Source organism: Luteolibacter sp. Y139, assembly GCF_038066715.1.
GTDB lineage: Bacteria > Verrucomicrobiota > Verrucomicrobiia > Verrucomicrobiales > Akkermansiaceae > Haloferula > Haloferula soli.
Genome location: NZ_JBBUKT010000001.1, coordinates 398,710 through 412,731 on the forward strand (window position 1 = coordinate 398,710; position 14,022 = coordinate 412,731).

The window sequence follows — 14,022 nt, forward strand, 5'->3', positions numbered from 1 at the left end:
CTAGGGAACGGCGACAAGTTTCAGCACACTCGCGAGCAGGTCATCGTTGCTCTTCCCCTCCGCGCTCGCGTCATAGCTCGGAATAATACGATGCCGCAGGCAATCCGGTGCCACCGCCTGCACGTCCTCCGCCGTGACATGATCTCGCCCCTGCAACCACGCATACGCACGCGCCGCACGATCAAGCGCCAGCGTCCCGCGCGGACTCGCACCCACATGGATCCACCGCCCCAGGTCCTTGTCATACTTGCCCGGATTCCGCGTCGCGGAAACGAGCGCCACGAAGTAGCGGTCGATCGCCTCCGTGGTCGCCACCGCGTTCACTTCCTTCCGCGCGTCAAAGATCACCTGCTGCGAAATCGGCGGAGGAGATTGCACTGCGTTTCCCGCCACCTCACCACGCACCAGTTGAAGCACCTTCAGCTCATCCTCATCCGCCGGCTGATGGATGAAAATGTGCATCAGGAAGCGGTCCATCTGCGCCTCCGGCAAGGGGTAGGTCCCTTCCTGCTCGATCGGATTCTGCGTCGCCAGCACCATGAACAGCTCCGGCAGCTGGTGCGTCGTCCCTGCCACGGTCACCTGTCGCTCCTCCATCGCCTCTAGCAGCGCCGCCTGCACCTTGGCCGGCGAACGGTTGATCTCATCCGCCAGCACCAGGTTCCCGAAGATCGGCCCCTCCTGGAACTTGAACTGCCCCTTCCCTCCTTCCTCGAAATAGATCTCCGACCCCGTCACATCCGCCGGCAGCAGGTCGGGCGTGAACTGGATGCGGCTGAACTTGCTCTCGATGTGCTTCGCCATCGTCTTGATCGCCCGCGTCTTGGCCAAGCCGGGCAACCCCTCCATCAGAACGTTGCCATTGGTCAGCAGCGCGATGAGCAATCGCTCGATCACTGTCTCCTGCCCAATGATCGAGCCGGAGATGCGTTGCTTGAGGTCCAGGATTTGATCGCGAGTGCTCATGATTCGTCTGGGCGTTTTGGGCTCACTCCACCGGCTGCGGCTCGGGAAACTTCCACGTGCCGTCGAGGATCTCCTTCCGCGGCCGGTAGAGCCGCACGGTGTAGTTCCAGCCCGGCGTGATGGGGATATGATTGGCGGCCTCGTCCGCCTTCCCGCCGAACAGCACCGTCACCGAACCATCCGCCGCCTTCTTCGCCGTCAGGTTGTTCACCGAGTAGGAGTTCTCCCCGTTCTTCTCGAAGTAGCCTTCCTTGTTATAGACGCTGATCGACCAAAAGGCATCCACCGGCACGTCCTTCACCACCACCTTGTAGGGAGTGGTGCCGTCGTTCTTCGCGGGCGTGAAATTCAAATAGGTCGCGTCCTTGTCGGGATTGCCACCCCAGCCCGCAGCGGTGCCCATGAGATGATAGACGGGATCGACCTGGTCCTTCGTGCCAAAGGCCCTCTTGAAACCCGTGGTCGTCGAGGACAGTACCAGCAGCGCATCCCGCACCTTCTTTTGGCTGGCAGCATCCCACGCCGGCACCTCGAATTTCCCCGGACCATCCGGCTGCTCCACCTTGACTCCATCCTGTAGCGCATGGACCGCCTTGAGGTCTTCCGGATCCGCAGGATCCACGAGCGTACGAAGCCCCACCACCGCATAGCGGGTCCCCACCTTGCCCCGCTCGACCACATGCTTCCCCGGCTCATAAGTGACTTCCAGCACGTAGTGATCCTGGTTGACGATCATCATCGACATGAAGCGCTTCCCCGCATCCGGCAGCGTGATCGTCACCGGCCCGGCATCGAGATCGAACAAGGCCGAGGAATAAAGCGTATCCCGGTTCAACCGGATCACCGTCTGCTTGTTGATATCCGCCGGTTCACGCCGATGACTGAAGGTGCCCATCGCACCGCCGCTGTCCCTGAGCATTCCTCCGAAATACAAATCGGACTCGGCACGGATGAAATTGTCCACCGTGACCGGGATCGGCTCGGCAGCGTGCGTCAATGGCGCAAGACAAGCCCCGAGGACGAGAGGAATGGCGAGTAAGAGTTCTTCTTTCATGGGTCGAATGCTGGTTTGGTTGGTCGGTTGATTCACTTCACCTCTCCGAGGTCCGGCAGCTTCCACTTCATCTCGAAGAACTCCTTCTTCGGACCGTAGAGCCGGAAGAGCACTTCGAAGCGGCCCTTCGGGTCGGTCGGCACCCAATTGGATTCCTTTCCTGCCGGTGCAGACGGGCCGAAATAAACGTCCGTGGAGCCGTCCGCATTCTTCACCACCTTGGCGTCGTTCGATGCTAGGCTGGGCCGGGGCATCCCGACGATCAGCGCGTGAGTCTCCCGGTCATAGAGGGTGAGGGACCAGTACTGCTCGGTCGGCGCATTCGCCGGCACGGTGAGGTGATAGGACTTGCCCCCGTCCAACGGTTTGCCGGCACCGTCATTGGTATTGATGAGATAGAACTGGCCTGCGCCAAGAACCTTCGGGCTGAAGTAAGCCATGTGATACATCACCGCCCGGCCATCGAGCCCATACTCGTTCGGGTCCGCGAACATCGAGCCAAGGCCTGCCACGGTCTCCTTTGGAACGGGCAATCCCCATTGCGTTCCCGCAAAGAATGGCGTTTCGAATCCCCGTTCATATTTCAGCGCAATGACCTCATGCGCTTCCTTCACCGCCCCCTCGAGGATCGACTTCGTCTTCGCGTCCGGCTTGAACGACTTGCCCTTCTCAATGCCGATCGTCTTGAGCGAGTCGATCATCACCTTGTCGCGCGTCAGCCACGGCTCCGCCTGCACGAAGCGGTCGAGCAACTCGAAGAACGACGCATCATAGGGAATCGTCGCGTCGAATGCCTTGTCATACGCGTCCACAAAGACAGTCGAGTCAGGATCCCCTCCCAGCGGATAGACCTTCACCTTCTTCCCGTGATCCACCGCAGACTTGATGTCGGCGTCGCTCCGGCTCTTGAAATTCGACCGCAGGATCACGAAGCCCCGATAAGTCTCCGATTGCATCACGATGTATCCCTCCGGGGCCTTCTCCTTGTAGCCCGGCGGCAGGATCAGATACTTCGCCCCCTTCCCCTTGTCCTCACCAGCCGGTCCCACATCCATCAGGGCGTTTTGCCACGAGACGTCAAAGGTCCCCACAATCACATGATCCTCATCCCGTGGCGGAATCTCTACCACCACCGGCCCCTTCGAGGTATCATAGAACGGATTGAGGTAGATCGTGTCCGGATTGGGCGTCAGCGTCTGGTTCTTCGAGTTCACCGGCCGCGACCAATAGACGACCTGATTCAGCTTCGCGCCGTTCTCAGTCGCTGCTTGCAGCATCCGCTCGTAGTTCACCGTCGGCATTCCCCAGATAACCGCCTCCACCGCACGGCGCTGAATGGAGCGCTCAACGAGTTGTTCCTCGGTGAATGTTTCTGCCCGGGCCGTACTGCCTAGGGCCGCCAGCGCCGAGGAAAGTGTCAGGATGACAATGGCTTTAGCCTTCATGATCGGAGATGGGTGGAGATTCTTCGAGCCTCACTTGCCTTTGGCTCCCGATTCCAGCTTCTCTACCACCTGATCGATCGAAAACGACGCCGGACGCTGTCGCGGAGGGAACTCCTTGTAGGTCTGGAGGTACGCGGAAACCTTGGCGACCGACGGCAGGATCAGGAACGCATGGCTCATCATGAAACCGTCGTAGTAGGCTGAACCATCGATGGAGTACTCGTAGGGATCGCTGTTGAGATCGACAATCTGCGGCGTCCGCAGACTCGTCAGTGGATCGATCCAAACCTGAACGCCGATCGCCCGCTGGACCTGATAGATGTATTTGAAGCGTTCGTCGCGGAATGCCATCAGATCACCGTCATCGCTGAAGTAGGCGAACTCCTTGCGCGCGCTGGCATCGGATTTCCCGGTCAGGTAGTCGACCTGGTTATAACCATCGATGTGCACCTTGAAGGACTTCCCGCCCGCGGACACGCCCTTGGTGGCACTCTCACGAAGGTGCGGATCCCCTCCCGCAGCCGCAACCAAGGTGGGCAGCCAGTCCTCGGCGCTGAAGAGGCCGATCAAGTTGGTCCCCGCCTTGACCTTGCCGGGCCAGCGGATCAGCGCCGGCACCCGGAAGGCACCCTCCCAGTTCGTGTCCTTTTCAGAACGGAACGGCGACGCGCCGCCATCCGGCCACATGCTCTTCATCGCACCATTATCACTCGTATAGATGACGATGGTGTTGTCCGCGATCTTCAGGTCATCGAGTTGCTTGAGCAATTCGCCGACCATCCCGTCGTGCTCCACCATCCCGTCGCCTTGAAGGCCGGCGTTCGTCTTGCCAACCGAAGCCGGCTTGAGGTGGGTGAACACATGCATGCGGGTCGAGTTGAACCAGCAGAAGAACGGCTTGTCGGCCTTGTGGCTGCGATCGATGAAGTCTTTCGTGGCGGCGAGAAACTCCTCGTCCACCGTCTCCATCCGCTTCTTGGTGAGCGGCCCGGTGTCTTCGATCTTTCCATCTGCCGTGCACTTCAGGACACCACGCGGGCCGAATTTCTTTTTGAACTCCGGATCCTTCGGATAGTCGGGATTCTCGGGCTCTTCCTCCGCATTGAGGTGATAGAGATTGCCGAAGAACTCATCGAAGCCGTGTGCCGTCGGCAGGAATTCGTCGCGGTCGCCCAGATGATTCTTCCCGAACTGACCGGTCATGTAGCCGAGCGGCTTCAGCAGCTCGGCGATGGTTGGATCCTCCTTCTGGATCCCCACCGTCGCTCCAGGCATCCCCACCTTGGTCAGCCCGGTGCGGAACGGACACTGGCCGAGAATGAACGCCGCCCGCCCCGCTGTGCAACTCTGTTGACCATAGTAGTTCACGAAGACCCCGCCTTCATTGCCGATGCGGTCGATGTTCGGCGTAGTGAATCCCATCAGCCCGCGGCTGTAGGCGCTGATGTTCGACTGCCCGATGTCATCACCGAAGATGACAAGGATGTTCGGCTTCTTCTCCTGCGCAATGGCGCTGGTGGCCAGGGCGGACAGAACGGCGACTGTGATTCCCGCCAGTCTCAGCGGAAAAAGGCGACTCCCGGACTCTCCAGGAATGCAATGGCTTGCTGTGGTTTTCATGGTTATCTGAGGAAAGGAATAAGATGGAATTGGCATTGAGAATGAAGCGGAGCAGCTGCTAACAGGACTCCTCCGGCGGAAGACCCCGGAGCTGCGGGCTTTGCGGAACGGAACCCGCGGACTCTTCGCCTTTGACCCGTCCGGCGAATCGCTGGGTGAGAATCGGGCCCGCTACGCAGGTAATCACGACAAGCACCAGCGAGGCGTTCACATAAGGCATGTCCAGCAGCCGCGCACCCGAGGCATTGACCGTATTGTAGGCGACAACGGCCGAGGCAAGCGTGGCCGCCATCTGCGGAAGCGAAAGGCTCCAGGCGAGGTGGGTCTGCGCGGGGGTGCCGCCAAAGATCCGCGTGGTCAACCACGCGGCGATATACTTGCCGACGACCAACGCGGCCACGATGCCGACCACCAGCCCCGGACGCGTGACCGCCGTCTCGCCGAGCAACTGGAAATTCACGAGGAACCCCGTTGTTAGGAAAAACGCCGGGATGAACAGCGCATGCGAGATCACCTCAAGCTCCTCGACGGCGAACTTCCCACGGACGGCACGCTTCACCGCAATGCCCGCAAGGAAAGCTCCCACGATGCCTTCCAGCTTGATCAGGCTCGCCCCTTCCGCGCACACCGCGATCACCACCAGCATGATCATCACCCGGATCTCCGGCTTGTCGCCCCACCGGATGATCGCCTTCCGCGCCAGCGACCCGGCAAACAGGAAGATCGCCGCCACGAAGACCGCCAGCTCCAGAAGCTCCATTCCGAGAAAGCCCCACGAAAAACCCGCCTGATGCACGCTCACCGCAAGCGCCAGCACCAGCATCGAGGCGATGTCCGTGAAGATGGTGCCGCCGACCACGGTCGTCACCGCAGGATGTTGCCCGAGCCCCAGCCGCTGGATGATCGGGAAGGCAAGCAACGTGTGCGATGCGATGATGGATCCGATCAGCAGCGAGGTATTCCACCCATTGCCCGTCACCCGGCCGAGCAGCACTCCACCCGCCATGGGAAACAGAAAGGTCAGCGCTCCAAAGGTAGCCGAGCGATTCCGCGACTTCTTGAATTCATCAAGGTCGATCTCAAACCCGACGAAGAACATGAACAGCAGCTTCCCCAGCTCCGCGAGCAGCTCGATCACCGGACCGTCCGCACGGATCAAGCCGAGCGCATTCGGCCCCATCAAAACACCCGCGAGAATGAATCCGAGCACCCCCGGCAGCCGCAGCCGCTCCATCAGCTTCGGCAAAAGCACCGAGCAACCGATGGCAATGCCGAAGGTGGTGAGTGGCGACAGATGCTCGGCGAGTTCCATAAGGAGAATCGGTTCACGTGGCAGAAGACCTTCGGCGGCGGAAAAGCATCAGCGATCCGCCCAGCACCAGAACGGGAGCCGACGGCTCCGGAACGGACTGGATATTGATGTTGTCCACCAGGGCATCCGTCCCTCCCGCCGCAGCCTGGATGTAAAAACGCAGTTCGCCGTTCTGGCCGTTGCTGATGACGTTGGAATCGAACGCAAGGTTCGAGAGCCCGGCGGATTCAAGCACGATGCCTCCCGCCGTCACCCTCCTGACCGTCGCCGAATAATCGAAGCCGAGAGTGTCCACCCCCAGCTCGAATTCATAGATGGCCCCCAGGTCCATGGTGATTCCCAGGTCATTCCAGACGCCTCCATTCTTCGCCTGCCAGTGGAAGATGAAGACGCCGGGACTCACCGTCTCCGTCCGTATCCCGAGATTCGCAGCATTGGCACTGCCGAAGGAGCCGTCGATGATCTCGAAATCGCCTCCGGAAGGACCATCGAACGCGTTCACCTGGACATAGGCAGAGATCGTATACGGCGACGTGACGTCCAGCCCTGCGGTATTGTTCCGGAACGTCCGCGAGAAACTCTGGGACGCACTGGTTCCACTCCCGGCGGACTCCCCGCCAAGACCGGGGCTGAGGAAGGTGGTCGTCACCGCACCTCCGTTCCAGGAAGATCCCCAGTTCGAGGTATCCTCTCCGGATTCGAAGGTTTGGACGATCGTGGCAGCGCCGCAAGGAGCCAGCAGGAGGGCCAAAGCGGTAAAGGTCGGACGCAAGGGTGTTTTCATGGTCGGGTGTCAGGTGTCTGGGTGGTTCACATGTTCCCGGGGAGAGAATCCGTCAGTTTCAGCATCCGAAGCGAAGAGGGAGGGAAGAACTTCACGCCCTCCCCTCCCTCTCTTCAGCTTAGTTCGGCTTCAGCGATTCCAGCTTCTTCAGCCGTTCAAAGGCCGCTTCCTTCTGCAGCATGCCGTAGTTGATCCCTCCGGCATTGAGCGAGGATCCGGTTTGGTACGGATACTGGTCGAAGTCCTCGAAGAACTTCTTGATCTCCGCTTGGACAGGCACGATCAGCCACATGTTGCGGGCCAGGAAGTCGATCGCACCGCCTCCATCCTCAAGCCCCTTCTCATACGGGTCCATCCGGAGGTTCGCAATGAGCGACCATGCAGGAGTTTCCCGAACCCCCGTGGCGATGTTGCCATGCGCGACAGCGAAGCTCAGCTTCCAGTCGTTCCAGCGCAGTGCGTTCAGATTGCCCCCTTGGTCGAAGTAGAAGATCTGCTCGCGCGGCCCCTTCTGCTCCTTGCCCTCGAAGTAGGGCATGAAGTTGTAGCCATCCAGGTGCACCTTGAACTGCTTGCCGTGAAGAGTGGTTCCCTTGGCGAGCTGTGCTTTGATATCCGGATTGCCGGCGGCGGCGAGCAGCGTCGGGAACCAGTCCATGTTGGAAATGATGTCGTTGTAGACCGTGCCGGGCTTCACAACGCCGGGCCAGCGGACCATCATCGGAATGCGGAAGCCTCCTTCCCACGTCGTTCCCTTTTCACCATGGAACATCGTCATCGCGCCATCCGGCCACAGCGCGAGCTCCGCACCGTTGTCCGTCGAGTAGATGACGATCGTGTTCTCGGTGATCTTCAGCTCGTCGAGCAGGTCGAGCAGTTGCCCCACATGGCCGTCATGCTCCACCATGCCATCGGCGTGGATGCCCTTCCCCGTCTTGCCCAGCGACTCCTTCTTGAGGTGGGTGAAGACGTGCATCCGTGTCGAGTTGAACCAGCAGAAGAACGGCTTCTCCGCCTTCACCTGCCGCTGGATGAAATCCTTCGCTCCGCCTAGGAACTCCTCATCCACCGTTGGCATGCGACTGGTAGACAGCGGTCCTGTGTCCTCCACCTTGCCATCCGCCGTGGCCTTGATCACACCGCGCGGCCCGAACTTCTTTTTGAACTCGGCATCCTTCGGATAGAAGTATCCTTCCGGCTCTTCCTCCGCATTGAGGTGATAGAGGTTGCCGAAGAATTCATCGAAGCCGTGCTTGGTCGGCAGGTGCTCGTCACGGTCACCCAGGTGGTTCTTCCCGAATTGGCCGGTCGCATAGCCCTGCTGCTTCATCGCATCGGCAATCGTCGGCATCCAGTCCGTGATCCCGTGCGGATCACCCGGCATCCCGATCGTCAGCAGCCCCGTGCGGAATGGCTCCTGCCCGAGAATGAAACACGCCCGGCCCGCCGTGCAGCTCTGCTGCCCATACGAGTCCGTGAAAAGCGCACCTTCCTTCGCGATGCGGTCGATGTTCGGCGTCCGGTAGCCCATCAACCCCTGCGTGTAGGCGCTGATCTGCGGGATACCGATGTCATCACCCCAGATCACGAGGATGTTGGGCTTCTTCTGTTGTGCCTGGGCCGCGGTGGCGAACCCGAGCAAGGTCACCGCCACGACGGCGGCCGTGCGCTGGAACCAGCGCTGCATGGTGTCTATCGTTTTCATGGGTGGGGATTGTCTTCGATTCGTTTGGGAGGAGTCAGTCGGTCTAAATAGGGGTCAGGGTCACTTGTCCGGCGGAAAGACCACCTTCCAGTCGCTCTTCATGTCCACGACCAGCCACCCTCGCTTCGGCGCCTCATCGAGCGCCTTGTCCAGCTTGCCGAAGTGCGACTCACGGTCGTACGCGAACTCACGCTCGGCATCGGTGTGATGAATGATCAACCCGAGGCGCGGGCCGCTGCCGGACGTGGTCCACTCCAGCATCTGGAAATCTCCGTCCGAGTTGCCTGCTGCAAAGACCGGACGTCGGCCGATATGCCGCTCGATGCCAACCGGCTTGCCTTCCTTGTCGTCGTTCAGGTTCAGCTCCGGCAGCTTCACCAGCACCGGTTTCCCGTCCCGCACTTCGTATTTCAGCTGGATGCTACTGCCGATGACTTGCTCGGGCGGGATTCCATACACCTTCTCCGTCCACGGCCGCATGAACTCGATCCCACCTCCGGAAACGATGAAGGTCTTGTAACCATTCTCCCGCAGATAGCCGAGCAGCTCCACCATCGGCTGGAACGCCATGTCGGTAAGCAGCTTGCCCGTCTTCGGATTCTTTGCCGTGGCAATCCAGTCGGTGACGGTCTTCGCGAACTCCTCCGTCGTCATTCCCGTATGCGTGGCGGCGAGCAATTGCATCAGCCCCTTCTCGCCGCTGGCCATCACGCCCTTGATGTCGCCCTTGAGCAGGGAGGCGAACGGCTCCTTCTCCTTCCACTCCGGATGTTCCGGAGCAAGCGCCTTTACCCGGTCGATCAGGAAGAAGACCTGGAAATACATCGGCTGCTCGCTCCACAGCGTGCCGTCGTTGTCGAAGACAGCGATGCGCTCTGGCTTGGACACGAAGTCAGGTGAGCCTTCCTTGGTCGTCTTCTCGACGAAGGCAACGATCGCCTTCCTGTTCGCAGTGTCGTTCCAGGAAGGCAGCGGTTCCGCAGCGCGCGCCGTCAGGAGCAGTGCCGGTAGGATGAGAGTCGCGATGATCTTCATAGCCGGAAAAGAGTGTGGGCGGAGCACCTCGACAGAGGTGCTCCGCATTTGGATGAATTCGGGCGATCACTTCCCACCCGCCGCTGCCTCGATCTGCTTCTGGACCTTCGCCAGATTGAATGAACCGGGCGTCTGGCTCGGCGGGTAGTCCACCATTGTTTTCAAGAACTCACCGGCATACTGCTGGATCGGTATCAGGAGGTAAACGTGATCCAGAAACCAGTCGTTGTAGGTGTTCGCGCTATGCTGGGCTTTCTCAAACGGATCCCGCTCCAGGTTGAAGAGCAGTGGCACGCGCAGCTCGACGAAAGGCTCGCGCCAGACCTCGAAGGCCATCCCGCGGTTTTCGAGGAAGACTGCCTTCCAAGCGTCGTAGCGGATCGCGACAATCTGGCCGTCGTCGTTCACATACATGAACTCGTGGCGCGGATCCTTGTCGGTCTTGCCGGTGATGTAGTCGGTGATGTTGTAGCCATCGATGTAGTTCTTATAATGACGGCCATTCAGGTCCACGCCCGCCTTGAGCTTCTCCTTGATATCCGGCGCACCCGCGATGGCTGCGAAAGTCGGCAACCAATCTTCGTGTGAGACGACGCCGTTGAGCACGGTCCCGGCGGGGATGTGGCCGGGCCAGCGCACGAAGCACGGCACGCGATAGGCGCCTTCCCAGTTTGAATTCTTCTCGCTGCGGAAGGGCACCATGCCTCCATCCGGCCAGGTATTGAAGTGCGGAGCATTGTCCGTCGAATACACCACGATGGTGTTGTCCGTGAGCTTGTTGTCATCGAGGAACTTGAGGATGTCGCCGACCATCGCATCGTGCTCGATCATGCCATCGGTGTATTCGTCATTGCCCTTGTGCCGATGCTCGGGACGGACATGGGTGCGGAAGTGCATCCGCGTCGTGTTATACCAGACGAAGAACGGCTTTTCGGCCTTGGTTTGGCGCTGGATGAAGTCCTTGGCTGCGGCGAGGGTTTCGTCGTCCACGGTTTCCATGCGCTTCTTGGTCAGCGGGCCCGTGTCCTCGACCCTGCCGTCGGCATACGAATGGATCACGCCGCGGGGGGCATACTTCTGTTTGAAGGTCTTCCCATCCGCCATCACCATGTCGGCGGGATAGTCCTCGTTCTCCGGCTCCTCCTCGGCATTGAGGTGATAAAGGTTCCCCATGAACTCATCGAAGCCGTGCTGCGTCGGCAGATGCTCATCGCGGTCGCCCTGGTGATTCTTCCCGAACTGGCCGGTGGCATACCCCTGCGATTTCAGCACGGTGGCCATCGTCACGTCGGTCTTCTGCCAGCCTTCCTTGGCACCGGGCATGCCGACCTTGGTCATACCGGTTCGCACCGGCACGTTGCCGCCGATGAAGGCCGCACGCCCCGCGGTGCAACTTTGCTGACCGTAGTAGTCGGTGAAGGCGACGCCTTCCCGGGCGATGCGGTCGATATTAGGCGTCTTGTAGCCCATCATGCCGCGGCTCCAGAAGCTGGTGTTCCAGGTTCCGATGTCGTCACCCCAGATCACCAGGATGTTCGGCTTCTTTTCTTGGGCGGATAGCGCCGACGCCAAGGCGACGGTCGCAACGAGGAGACAACTCCTCAGGTTCATTAGTGGTTTCATGGTGTTTTGGGGTGGGATTGTATCGGTGTAAGGAAAAATCTTGTCAGTCCTTCCGAGTTGGCTTGGACCAAGTCATGGAGCAGCGGGCTTCACGTCGATAACCACCGTCTCGATCTCGCCGGTGAACTTGAAGGGCGCTTGATAGGCAGGGGTCACCGGTTGCCCGGAGTCTTCGCCAATGCCGAAAGTATCGATGCCGAAACGGCCGGCCATGGTGTTGGCGGCCTTCCCTTCACTGACCTTCCCGCCATTGACCTTGAGAACGATGTCCGCGGCCTTGCCAACTCCTCCGCCCGCGTAGGCGAAATCCACTTCGACCGTCGACTCACCCTTCGGCAGGGGCTTGTCACCTTTCACGACCGTGTGCGCGTCGAAGAAGTTGTAGTCAAGGATCGGCACGCCCCCCTTGAGATAAAGGGATACCCCGGCAGCGACTCCGCCAAAGCCCATGATCACGCCCTCCGTCTTCTCTCCATCCGTTTTGACCTTGGCCCTGAGAGTCCAGGAACGGTTTTTCATGGGCGGCGCAGCCGGCTCGGCGATGCGCACGGCACCTGCATGGTAGGTGTAGCTTTTGGCATCCGCATCGGCACCTGGAACCGGCGGTTTCGGAATGGCCAGCCGTGCGGAGCCGCGGTCATCCAGCGGATAGACGTGATACTTCTCCGCTGCGGCATCGAACTTCTTCTTCATCTCCGCCAGCTTGTCCGGCATGCTGGCGGCAAGATCGTTCGCCTCGGAGTAGTCCTCGTTGAGGTTGTAGAGTTCCCACTTGTCCTTGTCCCAATCGCCCGGAGCCAAATCCTGCCTCCATGGCAGCGTGTGCTGGGCATTCGCCTTCCATCCGTCTTCGTAGATCGAGCGATTGCTCAGAATCTCGAAATACTGCTCGGTACGGCCCCGGTAATCCGGATCTGTGAAGCTCGCGAGAAAGGACTTCCCTGCGAAGGGCACCTGCTGGATGCCATTGACCGTCTTCGGCAGAGGAAGATGCGCCGCCTCCATGATCGTGGGCAGCACATCCACCAGATGCAGGAAACAATCGCGTGGCTTGTCGTCATGTTTGATCTTCGCCGGCCAACTGACGACCATCGGATTGCGGCTGCCGCCGAGATGCGAGGCGACCTGCTTGACCCACTGGAAGGGCGTGTTGCTCGCCCAAGCCCAGCCTACGGGATAATGTGGCTCCGATTCGGGTCCGCCGAGCTTGTCGAGATTCTCGAGCGTGTCTCCAATGGACGTTTCCAGCCCGTTGAGGTTCTTGATCTCGTCGAGCGTGCCGTCAGGGCCTCCCTCAGAGGACGCGCCGTTGTCACCGACGATGTAGATGACCAGCGTGTTCTCCGCATCCGGCAGTTCCTTGATCGAGTCCAGCAGGCGGCCGACCTCGTGGTCGGTAAACGCGAAGTAGCCTGCGTAGTTTTCGAACAACGCGGCATAGAGCTTCTTCTGGTCGTCCTTCAGCGAATCCCAGGCAGGCACCCACTCCGGGCGCGGCGTGAGCTTGGTATTGGGCGGGACGATCCCCATCTTCAACTGGTTCTGGAAGACCTCCTCCCGGTATTTCTCCCATCCCATGTCGAACTTGCCCTTGAACTTCTCCCGCCATTCCTTGGTGACGTGATGGGGCGCATGCATCGCTCCCGGTGCGAAGTACATGAAGAACGGCTTGTTCGGCGCGACCGACTTGGAAAACTTCATGCGCGCGATGGCGCGATCGGTCATGTCGGTCATGAAGTGATACCCCTGCTCCGGAGTCTTGTCCGGCTCTACCGCCTTTGTGTTCTCGAAGAGCACCGGGTAGAACTGATGGGTCTCACCCGCATTGAAGCCGTAGAAGTATTCAAATCCCAACCCCGTCGGCCACCGGTCGAATGGCCCCGCAACGGTAGTCTCCCAATCCGGTGTATTGTGATTCTTGCCGAACCACCACGTCGCATAGCCGTTGTCCTTCAGGATCTCACCGGCTGTCGCGGTGTTCCCGGGAATCATCGTGGAGTACTCCGGGAACCCGGTCGCCCACTCCATCAGGAATCCATTGCCCGCATCATGATGATTCCGCCCGGTGAGCAAGGCGGCTCGGGAGGGACCGCAGATCGCAGTGGTGTGAAAGCGATTGTAGCGCAGTCCTTCTCCGGCGAGCTTGTCCAGATTCGGCGTGGGGATCAGCCCGCCGAAGGTGGAGGTCTGGCCGAATCCCACATCGTCAAGAAGGACACTGACCACATTGGGCGCGCCAGCGGGTGCGACAGGCGGATGCTGCCAGGCCGCGGTGGACTCCTTGTAAGTCTTGCCGACCTTTCCCTCGAATGGAGACAGCGGCAATGGAAGATGCGTGCGATCCGGCTCCTCGCCTTGCGCATTCGGCGACACGGCGAAGCCTGCACAAACGGTTGAGCACAAAGCTCTCTTCACGAACTCGATTTTCATGGTGAGACGAATTTGAGATTTCATCGAAGTACCTTGGGGTGCTTCCAA

10 protein-coding genes are annotated in these 14,022 nt (G+C 60.1%); all 10 read right to left on the reverse strand.

What is annotated here, in order from left to right; all coding sequences use genetic code 11:
- The 10 genes from WKV53_RS01790 to WKV53_RS01835 all read right to left on the reverse strand — a co-directional run bounded on the left by WKV53_RS01790 (window position 1) and on the right by WKV53_RS01835 (window position 13,998).
- Entirely contained in the window at window positions 1-966 is a 966-nt protein-coding gene (locus tag WKV53_RS01790; protein WP_341402627.1) for an AAA family ATPase, read from the reverse strand.
- A 22-nt stretch (window positions 967-988) separates the two neighbouring features.
- The gene (locus WKV53_RS01795) at window positions 989-2,020 is read right to left on the reverse strand and encodes a DUF1254 domain-containing protein (RefSeq protein WP_341402628.1); all 1,032 of its coding nucleotides are present in this window, start codon (window positions 2,018-2,020) and stop codon (window positions 989-991) included.
- A 32-nt stretch (window positions 2,021-2,052) separates the two neighbouring features.
- The gene (locus WKV53_RS01800; RefSeq protein ID WP_341402629.1) at window positions 2,053-3,465 is read right to left on the reverse strand and encodes a DUF1254 domain-containing protein; all 1,413 of its coding nucleotides are present in this window, start codon (window positions 3,463-3,465) and stop codon (window positions 2,053-2,055) included.
- A gap of 30 nt (window positions 3,466-3,495) precedes the next feature.
- Window positions 3,496-5,085 (reverse strand): arylsulfatase, encoded by a 1,590-nt coding sequence (locus tag WKV53_RS01805; protein WP_341402630.1) that lies wholly within the window; start codon window positions 5,083-5,085, stop codon window positions 3,496-3,498.
- A 58-nt stretch (window positions 5,086-5,143) separates the two neighbouring features.
- On the reverse strand, window positions 5,144-6,397 hold the full coding sequence (locus tag WKV53_RS01810; RefSeq protein ID WP_341402631.1) for a cation:proton antiporter: 1,254 nt from the start codon (window positions 6,395-6,397) through the stop codon (window positions 5,144-5,146).
- A 13-nt stretch (window positions 6,398-6,410) separates the two neighbouring features.
- The gene (locus WKV53_RS01815; protein WP_341402632.1) at window positions 6,411-7,181 is read right to left on the reverse strand and encodes a PEP-CTERM sorting domain-containing protein; all 771 of its coding nucleotides are present in this window, start codon (window positions 7,179-7,181) and stop codon (window positions 6,411-6,413) included.
- Between the two features lie 118 nt (window positions 7,182-7,299).
- Window positions 7,300-8,868: an arylsulfatase gene (locus WKV53_RS01820; protein WP_375341824.1), complete on the reverse strand. Its 1,569-nt coding sequence runs from the start codon at window positions 8,866-8,868 to the stop codon at window positions 7,300-7,302.
- A gap of 78 nt (window positions 8,869-8,946) precedes the next feature.
- Window positions 8,947-9,921: an HAD family hydrolase gene (locus WKV53_RS01825; protein WP_341402634.1), complete on the reverse strand. Its 975-nt coding sequence runs from the start codon at window positions 9,919-9,921 to the stop codon at window positions 8,947-8,949.
- Window positions 9,922-9,987: 66 nt separating this feature from the next.
- The gene (locus tag WKV53_RS01830; protein ID WP_345789633.1) at window positions 9,988-11,532 is read right to left on the reverse strand and encodes an arylsulfatase; all 1,545 of its coding nucleotides are present in this window, start codon (window positions 11,530-11,532) and stop codon (window positions 9,988-9,990) included.
- A gap of 84 nt (window positions 11,533-11,616) precedes the next feature.
- The gene (locus tag WKV53_RS01835; protein ID WP_341402636.1) at window positions 11,617-13,998 is read right to left on the reverse strand and encodes an arylsulfatase; all 2,382 of its coding nucleotides are present in this window, start codon (window positions 13,996-13,998) and stop codon (window positions 11,617-11,619) included.
- Between the last annotated feature and the right edge of the window lie 24 nt (window positions 13,999-14,022).